22 protein-coding genes are annotated in these 23,090 nt (G+C 65.8%); 17 read left to right on the plus strand and 5 right to left on the minus strand.

The annotated features are described in order from the left end of the window. The first annotated feature begins 11 nt into the window (after nucleotides 1-11). Nucleotides 12-1,301, plus strand: coding sequence for an LLM class flavin-dependent oxidoreductase (locus tag J2Y63_RS00545; protein WP_435264439.1), 1,290 nt, complete (start codon nucleotides 12-14; stop codon nucleotides 1,299-1,301). A gap of 176 nt (nucleotides 1,302-1,477) precedes the next feature. Further along, nucleotides 1,478-2,869, plus strand: a complete 1,392-nt coding sequence (locus tag J2Y63_RS00550) for an FAD/NAD(P)-binding protein (protein WP_435264440.1) — start codon at nucleotides 1,478-1,480, stop codon at nucleotides 2,867-2,869. A gap of 234 nt (nucleotides 2,870-3,103) precedes the next feature. Here J2Y63_RS00550 and J2Y63_RS00555 read toward each other — a convergent pair whose 3' ends face one another. Further along, nucleotides 3,104-4,327, minus strand: a complete 1,224-nt coding sequence (locus tag J2Y63_RS00555; protein WP_435264441.1) for a M24 family metallopeptidase — start codon at nucleotides 4,325-4,327, stop codon at nucleotides 3,104-3,106. 196 nt (nucleotides 4,328-4,523) lie between these two features. Between J2Y63_RS00555 and J2Y63_RS00560 the strand changes: the two genes are divergently transcribed. From J2Y63_RS00560 to J2Y63_RS00580, 5 genes are all read left to right on the plus strand, one after another. Beyond that, nucleotides 4,524-6,050 (plus strand): ABC transporter substrate-binding protein, encoded by a 1,527-nt coding sequence (locus J2Y63_RS00560; RefSeq protein WP_435264442.1) that lies wholly within the window; start codon nucleotides 4,524-4,526, stop codon nucleotides 6,048-6,050. Between the two features lie 96 nt (nucleotides 6,051-6,146). Further along, complete coding sequence (locus tag J2Y63_RS00565) at nucleotides 6,147-7,100, plus strand: ABC transporter permease (protein ID WP_435265021.1); 954 nt, start codon at nucleotides 6,147-6,149, stop codon at nucleotides 7,098-7,100. After that, nucleotides 7,097-7,957, plus strand: a complete 861-nt coding sequence (locus J2Y63_RS00570) for an ABC transporter permease (protein ID WP_435264443.1) — start codon at nucleotides 7,097-7,099, stop codon at nucleotides 7,955-7,957. Before J2Y63_RS00565 ends, J2Y63_RS00570 begins: the two co-directional genes overlap by 4 nt. Next, nucleotides 7,954-8,763 (plus strand): ATP-binding cassette domain-containing protein, encoded by an 810-nt coding sequence (locus J2Y63_RS00575; protein WP_435264444.1) that lies wholly within the window; start codon nucleotides 7,954-7,956, stop codon nucleotides 8,761-8,763. The genes J2Y63_RS00570 and J2Y63_RS00575 overlap by 4 nt, the downstream gene beginning before the upstream one ends. Further along, nucleotides 8,760-9,512, plus strand: coding sequence for an ABC transporter ATP-binding protein (locus J2Y63_RS00580; protein WP_435264445.1), 753 nt, complete (start codon nucleotides 8,760-8,762; stop codon nucleotides 9,510-9,512). Before J2Y63_RS00575 ends, J2Y63_RS00580 begins: the two co-directional genes overlap by 4 nt. A gap of 50 nt (nucleotides 9,513-9,562) precedes the next feature. On the opposite strand, the gene ssuD is transcribed toward J2Y63_RS00580, so the two are convergent. Next, a complete protein-coding gene (ssuD, locus tag J2Y63_RS00585) occupies nucleotides 9,563-10,732 on the minus strand; it encodes an FMNH2-dependent alkanesulfonate monooxygenase (protein ID WP_435264446.1) in 1,170 nt (389 codons plus the stop codon). A gap of 165 nt (nucleotides 10,733-10,897) precedes the next feature. Continuing rightward, a complete protein-coding gene (locus J2Y63_RS00590) occupies nucleotides 10,898-11,101 on the minus strand; it encodes a hypothetical protein (RefSeq protein WP_435264447.1) in 204 nt (67 codons plus the stop codon). On the opposite strand from J2Y63_RS00590, the gene J2Y63_RS00595 reads away from it, so the two are divergent. The 8 genes from J2Y63_RS00595 (at nucleotide 11,076) to J2Y63_RS00630 (ending at nucleotide 18,029) form a co-directional block, all read left to right on the plus strand. Further along, complete coding sequence (locus J2Y63_RS00595; RefSeq protein ID WP_435264448.1) at nucleotides 11,076-11,231, plus strand: PLP-dependent transferase; 156 nt, start codon at nucleotides 11,076-11,078, stop codon at nucleotides 11,229-11,231. The genes J2Y63_RS00590 and J2Y63_RS00595 overlap by 26 nt on opposite strands. A 70-nt stretch (nucleotides 11,232-11,301) precedes the next feature. After that, the gene (locus J2Y63_RS00600) at nucleotides 11,302-11,733 is read left to right on the plus strand and encodes a PLP-dependent transferase (protein WP_435264449.1); all 432 of its coding nucleotides are present in this window, start codon (nucleotides 11,302-11,304) and stop codon (nucleotides 11,731-11,733) included. Beyond that, complete coding sequence (locus J2Y63_RS00605) at nucleotides 11,687-11,869, plus strand: PLP-dependent transferase (RefSeq protein WP_435265022.1); 183 nt, start codon at nucleotides 11,687-11,689, stop codon at nucleotides 11,867-11,869. Before J2Y63_RS00600 ends, J2Y63_RS00605 begins: the two co-directional genes overlap by 47 nt. 289 nt (nucleotides 11,870-12,158) lie before the next feature. Next, the gene (locus tag J2Y63_RS00610) at nucleotides 12,159-13,163 is read left to right on the plus strand and encodes a sugar ABC transporter substrate-binding protein (protein WP_435264450.1); all 1,005 of its coding nucleotides are present in this window, start codon (nucleotides 12,159-12,161) and stop codon (nucleotides 13,161-13,163) included. A gap of 69 nt (nucleotides 13,164-13,232) precedes the next feature. Further along, nucleotides 13,233-14,768, plus strand: coding sequence for a sugar ABC transporter ATP-binding protein (locus J2Y63_RS00615; RefSeq protein WP_435264451.1), 1,536 nt, complete (start codon nucleotides 13,233-13,235; stop codon nucleotides 14,766-14,768). After that, nucleotides 14,758-15,804 carry an ABC transporter permease gene (locus J2Y63_RS00620; protein ID WP_435264452.1) on the plus strand — a complete coding sequence of 349 codons (1,047 nt, stop codon included), beginning with the start codon at nucleotides 14,758-14,760 and terminating at the stop codon, nucleotides 15,802-15,804. Before J2Y63_RS00615 ends, J2Y63_RS00620 begins: the two co-directional genes overlap by 11 nt. 1 nt (nucleotide 15,805) lies before the next feature. After that, a complete protein-coding gene (locus tag J2Y63_RS00625; protein WP_435264453.1) occupies nucleotides 15,806-16,783 on the plus strand; it encodes an ABC transporter permease in 978 nt (325 codons plus the stop codon). A gap of 31 nt (nucleotides 16,784-16,814) precedes the next feature. Continuing rightward, on the plus strand, nucleotides 16,815-18,029 hold the full coding sequence (locus tag J2Y63_RS00630; RefSeq protein ID WP_435264454.1) for an SfnB family sulfur acquisition oxidoreductase: 1,215 nt from the start codon (nucleotides 16,815-16,817) through the stop codon (nucleotides 18,027-18,029). A 121-nt stretch (nucleotides 18,030-18,150) separates the two neighbouring features. On the opposite strand, the gene J2Y63_RS00635 is transcribed toward J2Y63_RS00630, so the two are convergent. After that, a complete protein-coding gene (locus J2Y63_RS00635; protein WP_435264455.1) occupies nucleotides 18,151-19,362 on the minus strand; it encodes an acyl-CoA dehydrogenase family protein in 1,212 nt (403 codons plus the stop codon). Between the two features lie 193 nt (nucleotides 19,363-19,555). Here J2Y63_RS00635 and J2Y63_RS00640 point away from each other — a divergent pair, with 193 nt between their 5' ends. Together J2Y63_RS00640 and J2Y63_RS00645 are read left to right on the plus strand one after the other, a co-directional pair. Then, a complete protein-coding gene (locus tag J2Y63_RS00640; protein WP_435264456.1) occupies nucleotides 19,556-20,971 on the plus strand; it encodes an LLM class flavin-dependent oxidoreductase in 1,416 nt (471 codons plus the stop codon). 49 nt (nucleotides 20,972-21,020) lie between these two features. Further along, a complete protein-coding gene (locus tag J2Y63_RS00645) occupies nucleotides 21,021-22,469 on the plus strand; it encodes an FAD/NAD(P)-binding protein (protein WP_435264457.1) in 1,449 nt (482 codons plus the stop codon). A gap of 14 nt (nucleotides 22,470-22,483) precedes the next feature. Here the strand turns inward: J2Y63_RS00645 and J2Y63_RS00650 are convergent, their stop codons facing one another. Continuing rightward, on the minus strand, nucleotides 22,484-22,984 hold the full coding sequence (locus tag J2Y63_RS00650) for a nucleoside deaminase (RefSeq protein ID WP_435264458.1): 501 nt from the start codon (nucleotides 22,982-22,984) through the stop codon (nucleotides 22,484-22,486). Nucleotides 22,985-23,090: the final 106 nt, after the last annotated feature.

Below are 23,090 nucleotides of genomic sequence, written 5' to 3' on the forward strand. Positions count from 1 at the left end.
TTGGTGCCTTCATGCGCCCGGTCAGCCTCCACACGGGCGCCTGGCGCTATCCGGGGGGCTATCCGGATGCCAATTTCAATTTCCAGCACCTCAAATCCTTTGCGCTGAAGCTCGAGGCCGCAAAGTTCGATGCTTTTTTCATGGCGGACCATCTCGCCGTGCTGAACATGCCGATCGAGGCGCTGCGCCGCAGCCATACCGTCACGTCGTTCGAGCCGTTCACGCTGCTTTCGGCGCTCGCTTCGGTGACCGAGCGAATCGGCCTGGTGGCGACCGCGTCCACCACTTTCGAGCAACCCTATCATATCGCCCGGCGGTTCGCCTCGCTCGACCATATCAGCGGGGGCCGAGCAGGGTGGAACATCGTCACGACCTCGAACCCGGATGCCGCGCGCAATTTCGGGCTGGACGATCATGTGGAGCACGGCGAGCGCTATACACGGGCGCGAGAATTTTTCGACGTCGTGACCGGCCTGTGGGACAGTTTCGCCGACGACGCCTTCATCCGCGATGTCGAAAGCGGCCTGTTCTTCGATCCCGATCGCCTGCACGTTCTCGATCACACGGGGCCGGAACTGAAGGTTCGAGGTCCGCTCAACATTGCGCGACCACCACAGGGCTGGCCGGTGATCGTGCAGGCGGGACAGTCGGAGCCAGGGCGGCAGCTCGCGGCGGAGACGGCCGAGGTCGTCTTCTGTTCGCCGCGCGATCTTGCCGCCGGCCGCGCCCTCTACGCCGACATCAAGGGGCGGCTTGCCGCCGTCGGCCGCGAGCCCGGCGCGTTGAAGATCCTGCCAGCCGCCTTCGTCGTCATCGGTGATACGGTCGAGGAGGCGCGGGCAAAGCGCCTGACGCTCGATAGCCTCGTGCATTACGAGAGCGCGATCGCGTCGCTCTCCATAGCACTTGGCCATGATGCATCGGGCTTCGAACCCGACGCGCCGCTGCCGCCGATCCCGCAGACCAATGCCAGCAAGACCGGCCGCGCGCAGGTGCTGAAACTTGCCGAGGAAGAGGGGCTGACGGTGCGCCAGCTCGCCCAGCGCCATGGCGGTTACGCCGGACTGGCCTTCGTCGGCACGGTCGAGACTGTGGCGGGCGAGATGGCTGCATGGCTGTGGGAAGAGGGTTCGGACGGCTTCAACGTCGTCTTCCCCTATCTGCCGCAGGGCCTTGACGACGTTGTCGAAAAGCTGGTGCCCGAACTGCAGCGGCGCGGTCTTTTCCGCAGCGATTACGAGGGTACGACCTTGCGCGAGCACCTCGGGCTTTCCCGCCCGCAGAACCGGTTTTTCGCCTAGGCAGGGCCGGCTCGCCCGCGGCGCGCGGTCCGCAATTGAGCGGATATCTTGAAAATCACCCTTGCTTTCGCCGGCCTAATTCTATTGTTTTGGTAGAGATATGCCGTGTCACGGTGCGCCCGCTAGGGCCGCCGATGGAAGACCGCCTGGTGCAAATGCAGGAAAGGAGCCGACCGATGACGCTTGCGCCCGCCCAATTCTCATCGCCCTCGCCGCAGGCCGGCTCGCTTGTCAGGATCGCCATCGTCGGCCGGGGGTTCACCGGCCTCATGACGGCGATTGCGCTCCTCAAGGCGTTCCAGGGGCCTTTCCACCTCGTGCTCTACGATCCCTATCCCAAGATCGACGGCGGGGAGGCTGCCGGCCGTTCCGCCTCGACGCTGCTCAACAGCCGCGTCCGCGACCTCTCGATTGACCCGGCCGCGCGGGAGGATTTCCGGCGATGGCTCGAAACCGACGATGTCTGGCGCGAGCGCGCGGCGTCGCCTGCCGGCAATGTCGACCATGCCTTCGTTCCGGGGGAGGTCTTCAGCGCCTATGTCTACCAGCGCTTCTCCGAGGCCCTGCGCGAGCGGACGGATGTCATGGTGCAGGTCCGCGCCGACAGCGTGACGGCGATAGGCCGGCATCCGGGGGGCGGCTTTTCGGTTCTTTCCAGCGACGGGCAGACGCGGTTCGATACGGTTTTCCTGGCGACCGGCTACGGCTTGCGCGACGGCGCCGACTGTGCCTCCACCCAGGGCAGCGTCGGGGAGGCGCTGGTGATCGGTGGAGGCGTCCATGCCGTCAATCGCGCGCTGCGGCTGCTCGCGGCAGGCGAGGCATCCCACGTCACGCTGATCTCGGCTTCGGGCTTCCTGCCGCAGCCGCATACCTCTTCCGCCGTGGGGGCGGTGACCTCCGACCGGCCCTTCCCGCACACGCTGCGCGGTGCCTTCCGCTATCTGCGCGAGGCGGCGAACAGGGCGGCAGCGGAGGGGTCCGGCTGGCAGGGGATCATGAACGACTTCCGCCAGCGCGCCCGCGCCCTCTGGCAGGGGCTAACGCCGGATGAACGCCGCCGCTTCAAGCGCCATGTGAAGCCGATCTACGACAGCCATCGCAATCGCCTGCCGCCGGGCCAATACGAGCGCCTGCACCGAGCGATCGCCGGCGGCGCCATCACAGTGCGCAAAGGCAAGGTCGAACGCATCGCGACGAATGGCGTGCTGCTTTCGACGGCCGCAGGGCTTCAGGTCCTGCCCGCGGACCGGGCCATCGATTGTCGCATCCGCCTGACTGATCTGGATTCGCCGCTGTTTCGCGCGCTGATCGCCGGAAACCTGGTGCAGCGCGACGAACTCGATCTCGGCATCTTCGTCGACCGCGCTGGCCGGGTGATCGTCGAGCCGGAAATCTTCGAGGGGCTTTTCGCGATGGGGCCGCTCGGCCTCGGAAGCCTTCCGGATATCGACCTCGTCCCGGAAATCGTCGTGCAGGCCTATGCGGCAGCCAAGGCTCTGGCCGCATCGCTTCAGGGCGCGCAAACGCGCAATGGCGGGCCTCCGGCCGGTCGGAACGAAGGGTAGGAGCCCTTTGCGCAGCGGCCGGCAAGAGCCGGCCGTTTCACGCGTACAGGCCCTAGCGACCTTGGGCACCGTCACAATGCGAGTGAATCATCGAATAAACCCAAGCTCGACCGCGCTGCTGACAGCCATGCCGTGCCTTTCCGCGTGCCCGCATCTATCAATTAAGAAGGAAAATAATTCCGAATTCGGGGCGAGGCCTGAAAGAATGGCGCGGCCTCGGCATCTGGAGCGTTTTCACCCGAGCGAGACGAGTTCGCGCGGCAGCCTGTTCATGGTCTGCGCGCCCTCCGGCGTGATGAGGAACTGTTCCTCGATCATCAGCGCGCCGATGCCATTGGCATAGAACGGCGCTTCGAGGGCGAGCACCATGCCGGGTTCGATGACGATCCCGTTGCCGTGGGAGAGGAAGGGCCATTCCTCGATGCCGGCGGCGGCGCCGACGGAATGGCCGAAATGGCCGCGGTAATATTCCCGAAAGCCATGCCGGCGCATGGTCGATAGCATGGTTTCATGCACCTCCGCGAAACGGCGGCCGGGTTTCAGCACCTCGACGCCGGCTAGGAACGTCTCCAGCAGCGCCTTGTAGATGTCCTCGGCAAGCGGCGAGGGCTTGCCCCACACGAAGGTCCGTGCCCCGTCTGAGGAATAACCATCGACCAGCGTGCCGACGTCGGCCTTAATGAGGTCGCCTTCGCCAAGCGGGGCGGCGGCATTCTGCAGGTCGGGACCGATGGAGATGTAGTCCCAATGGCCGGACAGCCCGTGTGCGCCTGCCGTGGCGGCCTGACGCGCGCCGGAAAGCCATGCGGCCGAAAGCTCCGCCACGCGCACGCCGGGCCTTGCTGCGCCCATCAGGCTTTCGAGCCCCGCTTCGGCGCAGTGCGCCGCCTTGCGCAGCCGGTCGATCTCCCGGGCATTCTTGATGAGGCGCAGGCGCCGCAGCACGTCGGACGCATCGCGCCAGTCGACGCCGGGGATCGCCGCCTTCAGCCGGGCAAAATCGGCGGCGGGCATGAAATCGAGGTCGACGCCGAGCACGGCTTTGGAAAGCCCGCGTTCTGCGAGGAGGTCGGCCAGAAGCCGGAAGCAGGCCGCCTGGTCGAAGGTTTCCGGGCGGGGGCCGACATTGCCGCTGTCGCGATAGGCCGCATCGATGTCGGCGATCGAGCCGGCGCCTTGGACGGTCACGCCATCGATCCAGATGCGGTGGGTGCGGATATCGATCGTCCCGGCAAGGGTTTTTGCACCCTGCGCGGCATGGTCGCTCATGACCGCGGCAAGCCGTTCCACCTGCGCCGGCACCAGGGCGATGGCGGAGCCGGCGCGGCCCCACATGGTGGCGACGCCCGCCTGAAGGCCGGTCGCATAGCGAAATGCTTCCGGCCGGAACAGCACCATGCCGTCCAGCCCGTCCGATGCCAGCAGGGCCTCGGCCCTCGTGCGGTCCACGTCGCTCATTCTTTCCTCATTCCCATCCGTATGCTGCCCAGCCGCGGGCGCGAAAACTATCCATGGATTTGGCGATCGTTGAAAGACAATTCCCTTTAAATTCCGCAAATTGGAGTGGAACCGGATATCGCGTGGCAACGAGGATACGTACAATCCCCGCCCATGATGGGCCTTTGCATCGGCCCGCTTGAAACAGGAGAACGAGATGAGCGGTTTTGAAACCCGCAACCAGGCGGCAGGGCGCAGCAACCGGGCTGTGACGACGGCACTTGCCGCCGTTCTCGCCATGGGTGCTTTCGGCCCGGCGCTTGCCGCGGAGAGCGATCCGGACGCGACCGTCAATATCGGCTCGCTCTACGAGCCGCAGAACCTCGACAATACCGCTGGTGCCGGCCAGGGCATCAACGAAGCCTTCAACGGCAATGTCTACGAGGCGCTGTTCCGCCTGACGGATGCCGGCACGGTGGAACCGGTGCTCGCGAAGGATACCAAGGTCAGCGAGGACGGCCTGACCTATACGTTCACGCTGCAACCGGGCGTGACCTTCCATTCCGGCGCGCCCCTGACGGCCAAGGACGTGAAATTCTCGATCGAGCGGGTCACCGCCGAAGCCTCGAAAAGCTCGCGCAAGAACAGCCTGAAAACCATCGCCGGTATCGAGACGCCGGATGATGCGACGGTGGTCGTGAAACTTGCCGCGCGCTCGATCTCGCTGCCCTACAATCTGAGCTACGTCTGGGTGGTCAACGACGAGGCGACGGACCTTCAGGCGAAGGAAGACGGAACCGGCCCCTATGCGCTCCAGGAATGGCGTCGCGGCTCGTCGCTGGCGATCGCCCGCTTCGACAAGTACTGGGGCGAGAAGCCGAAGAACGGCGAGGTCGTCTTCCAGTATTTCACCGAGGCGACGGCGCTGAACAACGCGCTGCTCACCGGCTCGGTGGATATCATCACCTCCGTGCAGAGCCCGGATTCGCTGGCGCAGTTCAAGGACAATCCGGAATTCACCGTCAGCGAAGGCAAGTCCACGACGAAGCTGCTGCTCGCCTATAATGACCGTGTCGCGCCCTTCGACAATGTGAAGGTCCGCAAGGCGCTCGCCCGCGCGATCGACGACGAGAAGCTGCTGAAGGCCGTGTGGGGCGACTATGGCACGCTGATCGGCTCCTTCGTGCCGCCGACCGATGCATGGTATGCCGACCTGACGAAGGTCGACGCCTACGATCCGGAAAGCGCCAAGGCGCTGCTCAAGGAAGCGGGTTATCCCGACGGCTTTACCTTCACCATCGATACGCCGAACTACGACCCGCACCCGATTGCCGCGCAGTTCATCCAGAGCGAGCTGGCGAAGATCGGCGTGAAGGTCGAGATCAACGTCATCACGGCCAATGAATGGTACACAAAGATCTACAAGGCGCATGACTTCCAGGCGACCTTGCAGGAGCACGTCAACCATCGCGACATCGTGTTCTACGGCAACCCCGATTTCTACTGGGGCTACAACAATCCGAAGGTCGTGGATCTGATCAAGCAGGCGGAATCCAGCGCCACGGACGCCGAGCAGGTCGAAAAGCTCAAGGAAGCCAATACGATCATCGCGGAGGATGCAGCCAGCAACTGGTTCTACCTCTATCCGCAGATCGTGGTGTCGAAGGCTTCGGTCACCGGCTATCCGCTCAACGGCCTGAACTCGCAGTTCTTCGCCTACGGCATCACCAAGCCAGCCGAGTAACCGCCCGCCCGCAAGCGGCAAGCTCGACACGGTACGCCGCCTGACTTATGGTCCGGCGGCGTCCGCGCTTGAGAGGTCAAGACCATACGTTCCTACATACTCCGCCGCTCCGCCATCCTGGCGCTGTCGGTCGTCATTGCCGCCGTCATCCTGTTCGTGCTGCTGCGCCTTCTGCCGGGCGATCCCGCCAATGCGCTGGTCTCCGTGGGTGCCGACGCGGCGCAGATCGAGGCCGCCCGCAAGCAGGTGGGCTCCGACCTGCCGCTCTACGAGCAGTTCCTGCGTTTTGCCGGAAACCTCGCGCGCTTCGATCTCGGAAATTCCTTCGTCAGCGGTGCGCCGGTGCTTGACGAGATCGGCAAGCGCCTCGTCGTCACCGTGCCACTGACGCTGCTCGCCTTCCTCGTCGCCGTTGCCATTGCCGTGCCGCTCGGCATTCTCTCGGTCGTGCGCCAGAACCGGTGGTATGGCGGGCTGATCTCCGTCGTCTCCCAGCTCGGCATCGCCATTCCGGTGTTCTGGATCGGCATCCTGCTGGCCACGGTCTTCGCGGTCAATCTGCGGCTGTTTCCCTCCGGCGGCTTCCCGTCGCGCGGCTGGCAGTCCGCGGGTGCGGCCTTCCAGGCCCTCGTGCTGCCGGTCGCGACCATCGCCATCGTCATGTCGGCCTCGCTCATCCGCTACGTGCGCTCGGCGACGCAGGACGTGCTCGGCAGTGATTACCTGCGCACCGCCCGCGCGCTCGGCGCCACCTTTTCCGAGGCGCTGGTGCGCCACGGCATCCGCAATGGCGCGGTGCCGGTCATTTCCGTTCTTGGCATCGAACTCGCCTCGACGCTGCTCGGCGCCGTGGTGGTGGAGCGGGTGTTCGCCCTGCCGGGCCTCGGTTCCATGCTGCTGCTCGGCATTGAGCAGCGTGATTACCCCAATGTGCAGGGCGTGCTCTTTGTCTCCACGCTGCTGGTGCTGCTGGTCGGCTTTGCCGCCGATCTCATCCAGCGACTGATCGATCCCCGCCTGCGCGGCCGCGTGACCGGGGGTGGGGCATGAGCGACACGCCCATTGCCGCCGGTGATGCCGCGCATCCAAAATTCTCCATGCCCTGGCCGCTTATGGTCGGCGGCCTGCTGGTCGGCGTGCATCTGGTGATCGCGCTGCTCTCGCTGGTCTGGACGCCCTATGCAGTGGGCGACATGGTCGGTGGGCGTCTCGAAGGTCCCTCCTTCGTTCACTGGGCAGGCACGGACCGGCTCGGCCGCGACCTGATGACCCAGATCATGATCGGCTCGCGCATCGCGCTCGTCGTCGGCTGCGGGGCGGTTGCGCTGGGCGCGCTGATCGGCGTCACCATCGGGGTGCTGGCCGCCTTCGCCACGCGCACGCTCGATGACGTGCTGGCCGCAGCACTCGACATCCTGATCGCCTTCCCGACGCTGTTGCTCGCCATGCTGATCGTCGCCTCCAGCGACGGCGCCAGCCTTTGGACCGCGATCCTCGCCATCGGCATTGCCGGGTCGGCCATCGTGGCGCGGCTGACGCGCATCCTCGCCAAGCGCATCCTCTCCATGGACTACATCACGGCGGCGCGCATTTCCGGCACCTCCTCGCCGGGCATCGTGCGCATCCATGTGCTGCCGAACATCTGGCCGACGCTGATCGTCAATTTTGCCCTGCAATTCGGCCTCGCGGTCATCGCCGAAGCCTCGCTTTCCTATCTCGGGCTTGGCGCGCCGCCGCCCAATGCCTCCTGGGGCAGGCTTCTCCAGGAAGCGCAGGCTTCCGTCTACACCGCGCCGTTCGGGGCCATCGCCCCGGGCCTTGCGCTGGTGTCGCTGGTCATCGGCCTCAACCTGTTCGCCGACGGCCTGCGCGAGGCCGCCGACCCCACCCGCAGGAGGAGCCGGTGAGCCCCTTGCTGTCCGTCGAGGACCTCCAGATCCGCACCGCCGGGCGCCCGCTCGTGTCCGGCATCTCCTTTTCCATCGCCGCCGGCGAAAGGGTCGGCCTCATCGGCGAATCCGGCTCAGGCAAGTCCCTGACGGCGCTCGCCGTGCTGGGCCTTCTGCCGGAGACCATGCGCGTCACCGGCTCGATCACCCTCGACGGTCACCCGGTCATCGGCGCGCGTGACCGCGATCTCGTTCCCCTGCGCGGCCGCAGCGTCGCGGCGGTGTTCCAGGAACCGATGACGGCGCTCGATCCTCTGATGCGGATCGGCGACCAGGTGGCGGAGGTGGTGCGCCGCCGGGCATCGCGGGACGGCACGAAGCCGGGCAGGGCGGAGGTCACGTCGCGCGTCCTTGCCCTCCTGGAGCGTGTCGCCCTGCCGGAGCCCGCGCGCATCGCCCGCGCTTTTCCGCATGAGATTTCCGGCGGCCAGCGCCAGCGCGGGGCCATTGCCATGGCGCTTGCCTGCCGGCCGAAACTGCTGATCGCCGACGAGCCGACCACCGCACTCGACGTGACCACGCAGGCCGAAATCCTGAAGCTGCTGGAGACGGTGGTGCGCGACGAGGGGATGGGCCTGCTCTTCATCAGCCATGACCTGCCGGTGGTGGCGACCGTGGCGGAGCGGGCGCTGGTGATGCGCCATGGCGCGCTGATCGAGGAGGGGCCTGTCGGCACGCTCTTCGGCCGGCCCGCCCATCCCTATACCGAGGGCCTAGTCGCGGCCGCACGCGCCTTCGATGCTGCGCTGGAGTTTGCACCATGACGCTTCTCGCCTTGTCCGGCGTCTCCTTCTCCTATGGCAGGGGCAGCAGGGTGCTGCAGGATATCGACCTTGCCGTCGAGGCCGGCAGCAATCTCGGCATTGTCGGCGAGTCCGGCTCGGGCAAGACCACCATGCTGAAGCTGCTGCTCGGGCTGGAGCGCGCGTCTTCCGGGGCGGTTTCGTTCCGGGGCGAGCGGCTGGACGCCGCCAATCGTGGTTTCATGCGCGGCTTTCGCCGCAGCGTGCAGGCGGTCTTCCAGGATCCCTATTCTTCGCTCGATCCGCGCCAGCGCGTGTTCGATATCATCGCCGAGCCGCTGCGTTCGCTGAAGATCGAGACCGATATCGCCGCCGCGGTCGAACAGGCGCTGCGGGATGTGGACCTGCCGGCCGATGCGGCGCGGCGCTATCCGCATGAGTTTTCCGGCGGCCAACGCCAGCGCATCGCGATCGCGCGGGCGATCGTTGCCAATCCCGACCTGATCATTGCCGACGAGGTGGTGAGTGCCTTGGACCTGACGACCCGCACCCGGATCATCGATCTGCTCCGCAGCCTGTCGTCGCGCATGACTTTCGTCGTCGTTTCGCATGACATAGCGCTCGTCGCCCTGCTGTGCGAACGGCTGGTCGTGCTGGAAAAGGGCAGGATCGTCGAGCAGGGGGCGACGCAAGACATTCTCGCGCGCCCGGCCCACCCCTATACAAGGCAATTGCTGGCCAGCACGCCGAGGATGCCGGAGCGCGTGTGATGCGCCGAGGCCGGCTCGCCGGGCGGCGAACCGGAATCGTCACCTGGCGGCTAGGACGCCGAGGTCAGCTTGACGTTGCCGCCATGGCCGCCGCCGCCGAAGACCTGGCGGTCGCCGAAGGAGGCGCGCAGCTGGCCGCGCGGGCCGGGAAGGCCGAGTTCCGGGAAGAGCAGTTCGGAAACCCGGTAGGCCTCTTCCACATGCGGATAGCCGGAGGCGATGACGGTATCGATGCCGAGCGCCTGGTATTCGCGCAGCCGCGCGGCAACCGTCTTGGGCGAGCCGACCAGCGCGGTGCCCGCGCCGGAACGCACGAGGCCGATGCCGGCCCAAAGGTTCGGCGAGACTTCCAGCTTGTCGCGCCGGCCGTTGTGCAGGGCCACCATGCGCGCCTGGCCGACGGAGTCGGAATTCTTGGTCAGCACCTCCTGCGCCGAGGCGATGGCCTCGTCCGAAAGCCTGGAAATCAGCCGGTCGGCGGCTTCCCATGCCTCGTCATCCGTCTCGCGGACGATGAAATGCAGGCGGATGCCGAAGGTGGCCTCGCGGCCCTTGGCGGCGGCGACCTTGCGGGCATGGGCGATCTTTTCCCCGACCTGTGCCGGCGGTTCACCCCAGGTGAGGTACTTGTCGACGAGGCCGCCGGCAAAATCAATCGCCGCTTCGGACGAGCCGCCGAAATAGATCGGCGGGCGCGGCTGCTGGACGGGGGGCAGGCCGAGTTTGGCGTCGATCGCCTTGATGTACTTGCCGTCGAGCGTCGAGCGGCCGGTCTCGATCAGCTCGTTGAAGACCTGGAAGAATTCGCTCGCATGGTCGTAGCGCTCGTCATGCGGCAGGAAGATGCCGTCGCCGGCAAGCTCCTGCGAGCTGCCGCCGACCACGATGTTGAGCAGCAGGCGCCCGTTGGAGACTCGGTCGAGCGTTGCGGCGAGGCGGGCATAATAGGCCGGCGTCGCCGTGCCGGGGCGGATCGCCACGAGGAATTTCAGCTTCTCCGTGCGCGCGGCAAGGTCGGCGGCCAAAACGAAGGATTCCTCGCAGGCCGCGCCGACCGGAATGAGCACGCCCGAATAGCCGAGACGGTCGACCGCAACGGCGATCTCGCGGAAATAACCCGGATCCGGCGGGCGGCTGAGTTCGTCCGAACCGAGATAGGAACCATCGCCGGAACTCGGGATGAACCAGAGGAAATCGAGGGGCTGGTCGGGCTTGGTCATGACATGTCTTCCTGCCGGGGCGGCTGCCGATCATCTGGAGAGCCCCGCCTGCCGGAGGGCAAGTGGAGCTCCGCGTAAAATAATAAATTCTATAGTTTCAGTAAGGAAATCTATTCTCTTGTGGCGCGCTTGCAAGGATTATTCATCGCGCTCCCCATCGCCCCGTCATGCCTGGCGCCGGCCGGACTGCAGCCTGCGCTCCAGCCATTGGCTGTAGCGAGAGGCTGCAAAGCAGATGACGAAATAGACGGCCGCGACGACGAGATAGGCCTCGTTGTAGAAGCCGAGCCATTTGGGATCGGCGGCAGGGGCGCGGGCGGCGTTGAGCAGGTCGAAAATGCCGATGAAGGCCAGCAGCGATGTCGCCAACAAGCTCATCGCACTGGAAGTCGCCGGCCATCTCTACACCCGCGTCTCTAACCCGACGCAGGATGCCTTCGAGCAGCGCCTCGCCGAGCTGGAAGGCGGGGCGGCGGCGCGGGCGCTTTCCTCTGGCTAGGCAGCCTCTGCCTATGCGATCCTCAACGTGGCGCGGGCGGGCGACAACATCGTCAGCGCTGCCAGCCTCTATGGCGGCACCTGGACGTTGTTCCCGCGACGCTGAAAAGTTCGGTATCGAAACGCGCTTCGTCGACGCATCGGACCCGGAAGCCTTCGAGACGGCGACGGACGAGCGTACCCGCGCCTATTATGCGGAATCCTTGCCGAACCCGAAGCGGGAGGTCTTCCCGATCGCCGAGGTCGCCGCCATCAGCCGCGCGATCGTCGACAGCGGCACCTTCCCCTGGGTCGAGCATGCCGAGCGCCAGCCGAACCTCAACGAGCCCGATCCGAGTTACCAGGACAAGACTTGGATCGAGAAGGCCGCGACGATCGCCTTCCATCCCTACATCCCGCGCCGTCCTGCTGCGCGATCTTGGCGCGGCGATCAGCCAGCAGAACGCCTTCCAGTTCATCCAGGACCTGGAGACGTCGCCGCTGCGCCTGCGCCAGAACAATGAGAATGCCGTGAAGGTCGCGGAATACCTCAAGGGCTACGCGAAGGTGGAGCGGGTGATCTTCCCGAAATTCCAGGACGGGACAACGCAGGTATTTGAGTCCCGCAAACGCTACTCTCGCCGTCAGTCCCACGCGTGACGGGCCTTTTCCCGTTCACGACAGCGATGAGTTGACAATGATGCAGATCGACAATGCTTGGGGCGCTGGTCCCGGAGAAGACTACGAGGTGGTCGCCGCACGATGGACCAGACGCTGAGCGAGCCGGAATACATCATCTGAACGCGCGGCTTATGCCGGATGTCGGCATGCCCTTCGGCAAGCGGATTATTTTCACAGGTCCCCGCGATTTGGAAAATTCTACCTGTCCTGCGCAGATAATGCATATAATTTATAGATTATATCATCAAACGCATGGATGGGGACCATCATGACTGACGAACGCACCGCCGGCGTGAACCGCCGCAACCTCCTGAAACTCACCGCCGTCGCCGGCGTCGTCGCTGGTGCAGGGCTCCTGTCCGCGCGCTCGGCTTCGGCCGCAGGGGAGCTTTCCCTCAAGGGCAAGCGCATCGGCATCAGCGCGACCGGCACCGACCACTTCTTCGATCTCCAAGCCTACAATGCCCAGATCGAGGAAGTGAAGCGCCTCGGCGGCGAGCCGATCGCGGTGGACGCCGGCCGCAACGACGGCAAGCTCGTCTCCCAGCTCCAGACGCTGATCGCCCAGAAGCCGGACGCCATCGTTCAGCTGCTCGGCACGCTGAGCGTCATCGATCCGTGGCTGAAGAAGGCGCGCGAGGCGGATATCCCGGTCCTGACCATCGACGTCGGCTCGGTGAATTCGATCAACAACGCGACCTCGGACAATTGGGGCATCGGCAAGGATCTCGCCCTCCAGCTCGTCTCGGATATCGGCGGCGAAGGCAATATCGTCGTCTTCAACGGCTTCTACGGCGTGACGCCCTGCGCGATCCGCTACGACCAGCTCGTCAATGTCGTTAAATATTTCCCGAAGGTGCAGATCATCCAGCCGGAGCTGCGCGACGTGATCCCGAACACCGTGCAGGACGCCTTCGCCCAGATCACGGCGATCCTCGCCAAATATCCGGAAAAGGGCTCGATCAAGGCCATCTGGTCGGCCTGGGACATCCCGCAGCTCGGCGCCACGCGGGCCCTCACGGCCGCCGGTCGCACCGAGATCAAGACCTACGGCGTCGATGGCAGCCCGGAAGTGCTCCAGCTTGTGGCCGATCCGAATTCGCCGGCCGCCGCCGACGTCGCCCAGCAGCCGGCCGAGCTTGGCCGCGTGGCGATCCAGAACGTCGCCCGCTACCTCGCCGGCGAGACTCTGCCGCGCGAGACCTATGTGCCGGCACTCCTCGCCAACAAGCAGACCGTTGGCGAAGTGTCGAAGAAGCTCGGCATCGGCTGATCCTTTTGACGGCGGACCGCGACCGATCGGCCGCGGTCCCTCCGGTTTCTCGATGCAGGGAATGTGACGATGGTGGATGCGGTAGAGAACGGCGGCGACGCGATCCTTCGTTTCGAAGGGGTCGTCAAGCGGTTCGGCGGTGCGGCAGCCCTTTCCGGCGCGTCGCTCACGGTGCGGCGTGGCACGGTGCATGGCCTCGTCGGCCAGAACGGCGCCGGCAAGTCGACGCTGATCAAACTCCTCGCCGGCCTGCACCGGGCGGACGAGGGTACCATCGAGATCGACGGCAAGGCCTATGACCGGCTGACGCCGCATCTTGCCGAAGCGCTCGGCATCCACTTCATCCACCAGGATCGCTTGCTGGTGCCGACCTTCACGGTTGGCGAAACGCTTTTCCTCGGCCGCGAACCGCGCATTGCCGGCACGCCCTTCCTCGACCGCGCTGCGATGCGCCGGAAGGCGGCGGAGATGCTGGATCGTTATTTCGGCCTGCAATTGCCCGCCTCGGCCCTCATCGCGGATCTCTCCGCGGCCGAAAAGCAGATCGTGCAGATCACGCGGGCGCTCATCGCCAATCCCAAGGTGCTGGTCTTCGACGAACCGACGGCGGCGCTCGTGCGGCGCGAGGCGGATCTTCTCTTCCGGCTCATCCGGCGCCTCAGCGACGAGGGCATCACCATCCTCTATATCTCGCACTATCTCGGCGAGATCGTCGATCTCTGCGACACCGTGACGGTGCTGCGCAACGGCCGCGACGTCGCAACCCTGCCGGTAGCCGAAACCTCGGCCGCGAAGATCGGCGCGCTGATGGTCAACCGCGCCATCGGCGAACTCTATCCAAAGCCACAGGTCACGCCCGGCGAGACGCTGTTGCAGGTGGAAAACCTTGCGCTTGTCGACCGCTACGACGAGGTGTCGTTCACGCTGCGCCGGGGCGAGGTGCTGGGGCTCACCGGCCTCGTCGGCTCGGGCGCCAAGGAGGTCGTGCGCACGCTTTTCGGCCTCGACCGGCCGACTGGCGGCACCGTCTCGGTCAAGGGCGAGGCCGTCTTTGCCACTGATCCGGCGAAGGCCACGGCAAAGCGGATCGCCCTCGTGCCGGAAGACCGCCGCCGCGACGGCGTGGCGCTCGACCTTGCGGTGACGGAAAACACCACGCTCGCCAGCCTCGGCCGGTTTTCCAGAGGCCTCATCGACCGCGGCGCCGAGCGGCGCCAGACCGAGGACCTCGTCAAGCGGCTGGAGATCAAGACCGACGGCATAGACGCGCTGGTGCGCACGCTTTCCGGCGGCAACCAGCAGAAGGTGGCGATCGCCAAATGGCTGAGCCGCCAGTCGGAAATTTACCTGCTCGACGAGCCCACCGTCGGCGTCGACATCGCTGCCAAGGTCGAGATCTACCGGCTGATCGGCGAGCTTGCCGAGCGCGGCGCGGGCATCCTCGTGCTGTCCTCCGATATCGAGGAACTGCTCGGCATCACCGACCGGGTCCTCGTCTTCTTCCGCGGCCGGGTGACGCGGGAATTCATCTCCTCCGAAACGAGCCCCGATCAGGTCCTCACCGACGTGACGGGCGCCCACGAGACGCTGCGCCATGCTGGTTGACGCCCCCTACATCCCGCCCTCCGTGTTCGGGCTCGAAGAGAAAACGTCACCGGAGCCGGACAAGTCCGGCCCGGCGCTGGGGCGGCGTCTGGCGACGCTTGCGCTGCGCGGTGGCTCGCTCGCCGTCTTTGCCGGCGTGCTGGTGTTCTTCTCCATATCAGCACCGTTCTTCCTGACGGTCGGCAATATCGGCAACGTGCTCGGCCAGTCCGCTATTGCCGGCGTGCTGGCCATCGGCCTCACCATCGTGGTCATCGCCGGCGGCTCGAATGTCGTCACGGGTGGCATCGACCTGTCGCTTGCCGCCAATATGGGCCTGAGTGCTGCCGTCTATGCGACGCTGGCGCAGGCGGGGCAGGGCGATGCGGTGGCGATCCTCGGGGCGCTTGGCACTGGGCTTGCCATCGGCGCGGTCAATGCCGCCGCCGTCACGCTTGCCGGCATCGTGCCGCTGCTGGCGACGCTTGCCGTGATGAATGTCGTCGCCGGCCTCGAACTCGTCCTGACCCAGAACACCGTCGTGCCGGCCTCCGGCGAATTTCTCTCGACGCTTTCCGCAAGCGGCCCGTTCGGCGTTCCCGTCCTCGCCTATGTCCTGCTCGGTTTCACGCTGGTCGTCGCGGCCATCGTGCAATATACGCCGCTCGGCCTCCGGCTTTATGCGGTCGGCGAGTATCCCGATGCGGCGCGCGCCGCCGGCCTGCCAGTCCGCTCCTTCGTCGCCGGCTCGTTCCTGGCCAGCGGCCTCTGCGGTGGTTTTGCCGGCATCCTGTCGGTGTCCTATCTCAGCGGCAGCACGACGGGGGCGGGCGAGATGCTGCTGCCGGTCGTCGTGACGGCGCTGCTCGGCGTGGTGTTTTCCCGCCGGCTGGTGCCGACGATCACCGGAACCTTGCTGTCCGCGCTCTTCGTCGGTTTCCTCATAAACGGCTTCCAGCTCCTCAACATTTCCAGCACGCTGGTGAGCGGCGTGCAGGGCCTGCTGATCCTGCTCGTGGTGTCCGCTACTACGCTGCTGCGCCGGGAGACGATCTGATATGGCGACGGCATCCCTCTCGGCCTTCACGCGCGGCATCGGGCGTTATGCGCTGGTCGCGGCGCTTGCCGCGGTCTTCGCCACTTTCGCAGCCCTTGCCCCTGGCTTCCTCTCTAGCGCCAATCTCGTGAGCGTGCTGGTGAATAATTTTGCGCTGCTGGCCATCGTCGCCGTCGGCATGACCTTCGCCGTCTCGGCCGGCGGCATCGACCTGTCGGTCGGCACGGCCATCGATTTCGCAAGCTTCGCCTTCGTCTCCCTCGTTCTTGCCGGGCAGCCGATCCCGCTGGCAGCCCTCGGCGGGCTTGCCGGCGGGGCTCTCGTCGGCCTGTTCAATGCCGTGCTGATCGCCGGCATCGGCATTTCGCCGTTCCTCGCCACGCTCGGCACGCTGTTCGTCGGCCGCAGCGTGCAGCAATTGCTGACGAACGGCGGCAATCCGGTCTACCTGCCGCCCGCTGGCGTGCCGGAGGCCTTCCGTTTCCTCGGCCACGGCTCGGTTGCCGGCCTTCCCGTACCGCTGCTGGTCGCCGCGCTCGTGATTGCCGGCGCCTGGCTCGTCCTGTCGCGCACCCGCTTCGGCCGGGTGGTGCTCGCAACCGGCATCCAGGCGAGCGTCGTGCGCTATTCCGGCATCCGGCTGTCGCGCGTCACCGCCGCCACCTATGTGCTGGTCTCGGCGATCGCCGCGATTGTCGGGCTGATCCTCACCTCGACGGTGACGGTCTACATCCCGTCCTCCGGCAATGCCTTCCTGCTCAACGCCATCGGCGCCACCTTCATCGGCACGACGTTCGATCCGCATGGCCGGCCGAATGTTCCAGGCACGGTGCTCGGCGTGCTGCTGCTCGGCATCGTCGCCAACGGCCTGCTCCTCTCCGGTCTGAACTTCTACTGGCAGCAGGTCGGCACCGGGCTCCTCATCTTCTCGGTCCTTGCCATCGGCTTCGCCAACCGCAAGGCCGCCGCCCGGGCGTAAGGCCGGGCTGCCTCTCTCGAAAGGAACGATCATGAGCAGTGTCACCCAGCTCGCCCGACCGCAGCAGACCGCCCACCGCATCGCGAGCGAAGAGGAAGCGCTCGCCGTCGCGCGCACGCTTGCCGACGAGTTCGCGGCCGGTGCGAGCCGACGCGACTACGAGCGTGCACTTCCCTACGAGGAGCTCGACCGGCTCTCCGCCTCCGGCCTGCTCGCCATCACGGTGCCTTCGGATTATGGCGGCATCGACGTGTCGAACGTCGTGCTTGCCGAGGTCACGGCCATTCTTTCCGAGGCCGACAGCTCGATCGGCCAGATCCCACAGAACCATTTCTACATTCTCGAAGCGCTTCGCCACGACGGCAGCGAGGCGCAGAAGCGGTTCTATTTCGGCCGGGCGCTCGCCGGCGACCGCTTCGGCAATGCGCTCTCCGAGGTCGGCACCAAGACCGTCGGCAACTACAACACGCGCATTGCGCCTGATGGCGCGGGCTTCCGCATCAACGGCCGGAAATTCTATTCGACGGGCGTGCTTTTCGCCCATTGGGTGGTGATCTTCGCGCTCGATGGCGAGGAGCGGCTGACCATGTCCTTCGCGCCGCGCGAGACGGAGGGCATCGAGATCGTCGACGACTGGGACGGTTTCGGCCAGCGCACGACCGGCAGCGGCACGACGATCCTGCGCGACGTCTATGTGCCGGCCGATGCCGTGGTCCAGCACCAGAAGGGTTTCGAGCGTCCCGGTACGATCGGCTCGGTCGGGCAGATCATCCATGCCGCCGTCGATCTCGGCATCGCCCGGGCGGCGCTGAAGGAAACCATCGGCTTCGTGCGCGACAAGGCGCGGCCCTGGACGGACAGCGGCGTCGAGCGCGCTGCCGACGATCCGCTGACGATCTCGCGCATCGGTGAACTCGCCATCCGCATCGAGGCGGCGGAAGCGACGCTGGAGCGGGCAGGGCGCAGGGTCGACCAGGCGCAGGTCAGCCTCAACCAAGAGAATTCCGTGGCGGCGACCCTTGCGGTGGCCGCGGCCAAGGTGCTGACGACGGAACTCGCCATCGACGCGACGAACGTGCTGTTCGAGCTTGCCGGAACCGCCGCCACGAAACGCGGCCTCAATCTCGAACGCCACTGGCGCAATGCGCGCACGCATACGCTGCACGATCCGGTGCGCTGGAAATACCACGTCGTCGGCAACTATCACCTGAACGGCGTCACGCCGCCGCGCAACGGCGCGCTCTGAAATCCAACCCTCGTGGTGGGGGGTGGTCGCCTGGCCGCAATCCTTCGGGATTGCGGCCCTTTTTATGCGCGAACGAAAAAGGCGGCCAGCGGCCGCCCTTCCGTCCTAGGGGCAGATGCGTTCAGCTATAGAGGCTCGGCTCCGGCACGCGGCCATTGAGGGCGAAATCGCCGACTTCGCGCGCCTTGTAGAACACCGGGTCGTGCAGCGTGTGGGTGCGCACGTTGCGCCAATAGCGGTCGAAACGGTAGTGCGAGGCCGTCGAGCGGGCGCCGGTCAGCTCGAAGACGCGGGCGGTAACGTCGAGCGCCACATGGGTGGCGTTGACCTTGGCCGCATAGGCCTCGATCGCCGCTTCGCCGCGCTCCTGCGCGGTGACAGTCCGGCCCCGCGCGAGCACCGACTGCACGGTCGTCGCGGCGGCATCGGCAAGTGCTGCGGACGCCTTCAGCGCCGCGCGAAATTCGCCGATGCGCTCCAGAATATACGGGTCTTCGCTCGCCTTCTCGACGCCGGAAGTCAGCCAGGGGCGGGTCGTCGTGCGCACATAATCGATGGCCGCATCGAGCGCGCCTTCCGCCGTGCCGATGTAGAAGTTGACGAAGACGAGCTGGATGAGCGGCGTGTTGAAGGTCGCTTGCACCGCAGGTGCGGTATCCCTGGCCGCGAGCGGCAGCAGGAAATCGCTGTCATAGACCGGGAAATCGCGGAATTCGACGCTGCCGCTATCGGAGAGCCGCTGGCCGATATTGTCCCAGTCGTCATTGGCCACATAGCCCGGGCGATCGGTCGGCAGCACGAGATTGGCGATCTGGTCGCCGAAAGCTGCATTGGCGTTGAGCCGGTTGGAAATATGGGCACCGGTCGAGAATGTCTTGCGGCCGTTCAGCAGATAGTGGTCGCCATCCTGCGTCAGCGTCAGGCCCGGATCGCGCGGGTTGACGGCGGCACCCCAATAGAGCGACTTCGCCACCGTCTCGACACCGAGGTCCCAGGCCTTGTCCGGATCGTCCGCCGCCCAGTAGATGTACTGGCTGTTGACGAAATGGTAGCCGAGCAACTGGCCGACCGAGCTTTCGCCGCGCGCGAGAATGCGCACCAGCCGAAGCCCGTCCAACCAGTCGAGTCCGCCGCCGCCGATTTCCACCGGGTGCAGGGCGTTCAGCAGCCCGTCCTTCTTCAGCCGCTCGATTTCCGCAATCGGCGGCCTGCCTTCCGCGTCCAGTTCCGCGCCGCGGCGCGCAAGATCGGCGGAAATTTCCTCCGCCCTGGCGAAGAGCCGCGCGCGGTCGTCCTGAAGATCGGGGTCCTTGAGAAGGTGTAGGGCGTTCATGGCGGATCTCCTGTTCCAGCGCCGTTCGGCAGCTCGGCCTGCATTTTCCCCGACGCGCCATCCCGGAGCCAGCAAAGCCATTTCCGAAACTAATCTATATAAAAGATAGAATTTCTGTATTTGTGCGAAGCAGGCGTTATCCTCCCCCCAAAGTTCGATGCCTTCAGGCATCCTCAAGACGCTGGAGAACCCCATGGCCCGCCCCATCCGTTTCAACGCCTTCGACATGAACTGCGTCGGCCACCAGTCGCCGGGGCTATGGGCGCATCCGCGCGACAAGTCCTGGAAATACAAGGATCTGGATTATTGGCAGGATCTCGCCCGCACGCTGGAGCGCGGCGTCTTCGACGGCATCTTCATCGCCGACGTCATCGGCTATTACGACGTCTACAAGGGCTCGAACTACCACGCCATCCACCAGGCGGCGCAGCTTCCGGTGAACGATCCGATGCAGCTCGCGGCCCCCATCGCGCTTGCCACCGAGCATCTCGGCATCGGCATCACCGCATCCACCTCCTTCGAGCATCCCTATACCTTCGCCCGGCGCCTCGCGACGGCAGACCATCACTCGAAGGGCCGCGTCGGCTGGAATATCGTCACCTCCTATCTGGAAAGCGGCGCGAAGAATGTCGGGCAGGGCGGCCTTCGCCGGCATGACAACCGCTACGAGGTGGCCGCCGAATATGTCGAGGTGCTCTACAAGCTGCTGGAAGGTTCCTGGGAGGAGGGGGCGGTGGTGCGCGACGGCGAGAAGCGCATCTTCACCCATCCGGAAAAGGTCCACGAAATCGCCCACAAGGGCAAGTTCTTCGAGGTGCCGGGCTACGGCCTGACGGAGCCCTCGCCGCAGCGCACGCCCGTGCTCTATCAGGCGGGCGCCTCCGGCCCGGGCAAAGCTTTTGCGGCTGCCCATGCGGAATGCATCTTTGTCGCCGCGCCGACCAAATCCGTGCTGAAGGCCTATGTCGCCGATATCCGTCAGCGTATCGCCGCCGCCGGCCGCGACCCCAAAAAGGTCTTCATCTATACGCTGATCACCATCATCACCGACGAGACCGAAGACAAGGCGCAGAAGAAGTTCGAGGACTATAAGAGCTACGTCTCCTATGACGGCTCGCTCACCTTCATGTCCGGCTGGAGCGGCATCGATTTCGGGCAATATGCGCCGACGGACGTGGTGGAGCGGATCGAGACGAACGCCATCCATTCCTTCGTCGAGCACATTGCCGGGGGCGACAAGTCGTGGACGATCGACGAACTCGCCCAGTTTGGCGGCATCGGCGGCATGGGGCCGGTCTTCGTCGGCTCGCCGGAGCGCATTTCCGATATTTTGCAGGAATGGGTCGCCGACACCGATGTCGACGGCTTCAACATCGCCTATGCCGTGACGCCGGACAGTTTTGAGGATATCGTCGCCCATATCGTGCCGGAATTGCAGAAGCGGGGCGCCTACCCGACCGAATACAAGCCTGGTACGTTGCGCGAAAAGCTTTTCGGCGATGGTCCTTATCTGCCGAAGACACATCCGGCCGACGGCTACCGGGACATCGAGGCGGTGAAGCGCCGCGAGGCCGAAGCGGTGCCGGCCTTGAAGACAGTGGGCGCCTAAAATGCCGACAGGCTTGGCGTTCGATGAAGCACAGGCGGGTTTTCAAGCCGTGAGCAATGGATCAGCCGAACCTGTCGTTGCGGTCATTGGTGGTGGTTTCACCGGGGCCGCACTCGCCTATCATCTCGCCCGCCTGCTTGGCCCAGGAGCCGCGAAGATCGTGGTCTACGAGCCGCGGGCCGTACTGGGCGGCGGCGTCGCCTATGATACGGACGAGCCCGTCCACCGCATCAACGTGCCGGCGGCGCGCATGACGCTGGTTCCCGGCGACGACGAGCATTTCCAACGCTGGCTTTTCGAAACCGGCGCGCTTCTGGACGATCCGGCCGCGACCACCGCGGACGGCCACGTCTTCGCGCGCCGCTCGGCCTTCGGCCGCTACGTGTCCTCCCAGCTCCAGCCGCTCGTCGCGGCAGGCGCGATCGAGCATCGCCGCAGCCGCGTTCGCGCCGTAACGGAGGCTGAGGGCGGCGAGTGGCGTATAACGGCCGATGACGGATCGGAGCTTTGGGCCGACCGTCTGGTGCTGGCGACAAGCCATCCGAGCCCGCAGCCCCCGGCGGCTCTCGACACGGTGCTCGCCGGGCACGACCGCTACATTCCCGATGCCACCCTTCCAGCGGCCCTGTCATCGATCCGGCCGGATGATCGTGTGCTCGTCGTCGGCACGGGCCTGACCGCCGCGGATGTGATCGCCACCCTCGACGCTGCCGGGCACCGGGGCCTTGTGACGGCGGTGTCGCGCCGCGGGCTGCGCTCCCGCGGCCACAATCTCAGCCCCCAGGACCCGTTCGGCGACTTCGTCGATTTTCCATCCCGCTCGGCGCGTGCCCTGCTGAGACGGGTTCGCCGTACCCTTGCCGAGGCTGAAGCATCGGGCGTGACCTGGCATGCGGTGTTCGACCGGTTGCGCGGGCAGGGCGGCGACATCTGGCGGGCACTGCCCGTGGCCGAGCGGCGGCGCATCGTGCGGTTCCTGCGCCCCTATTGGGATGTGCACCGTTTCCGTATCGCACCGCAAATGGAAGCGGCCATCGACCGGCGCAAGGCGGCCGGCACGTTCGTCCTCCACGCCGCCTCCATCGCCCGCGTCACACGACAAGCGGATGGCGAAATCGCCGTGACATTCCGGCCCCGCCACGGACGCGAACCGTTCGAAGGGCGCTATGACGCGGTCGTCGTTACGACCGGCCCCGGTCACCGCTCGATCCTCGCGAGCCAGCCGTTCCTGGAGGACCTCGCCCGGGCCGGCGTGCTGCAACCCGACAACGTCGGCCTCGGCATCGCCGTCGACGAACAAAGCCGTGCCATCCGCCCGGGCGGGCGCACAGCAAAAACCCTCTTCATCGCCGGCCCGCTGGCGCGCGGCACGTTCGGGGAACTGATGGGGCTACCCCAGGTGACCGACCACGCCGTTTTCGTCGCAACGCGCATCGCCGATGAGCTTGTCGATGTTCTCGATACCGTGCTCACTGCGGGACGAGCTGTCGAAGTTTGAGGCCGCAGCTGCGATCACCAGAAACCTTCGTGCGCCTTCGCAATCTCCCCTTCGAGCGCGGGAACGGGGCCGATGACCTCCACCTTGCGCTGCCCAGCGTCGAAAATGCGCTCGCAGGGCATGTCCATCGTCAGGTTCTCCGGGTTGTCCCCGGTCAGTTCCGCAAGGCGCTTTTCCGTCATCCCGTAGACGAGGCGACCGATGCCCGCCCAGTAAGTGCCGCCCGCGCACATGCAGCACGGCTCGACCGAGGTGACGAGTGTGCATTCGGCCAGGAATTCCGCCGAATAGGCTTTGGCGGCGTCGCGCGCGACGTTCATCTCCGCATGGCCGACGCCCTTGTCGTCCTTGAACGTGTTGCCGGAGGTCAGCAGCACCGCCCCATCCGGCCCCGCCAGCAGCGCGCCAAACGGGTGATTCCCCGCGGCGCGACTTTCCTCCGCGATCCTCATCGTCTCGCGCAGATTGCGCAGATCGATCTCCGTTGCCTGCCTCTTGTTCTGTTTGTCGCGCATCGGTCGCTCCTCCTCAACGCTGGAAATTTGCGCAATCAGAGTGCCCGAGATGGAGCCTCGCGCCAATTGGAATGAATTGCATAGGAACGCGGCTATGTAGCGACAG

The organism is Shinella sp. BE166, from assembly GCF_051201095.1.
Classification (GTDB): Bacteria; Pseudomonadota; Alphaproteobacteria; order Rhizobiales; family Rhizobiaceae; genus Shinella; species Shinella lacus.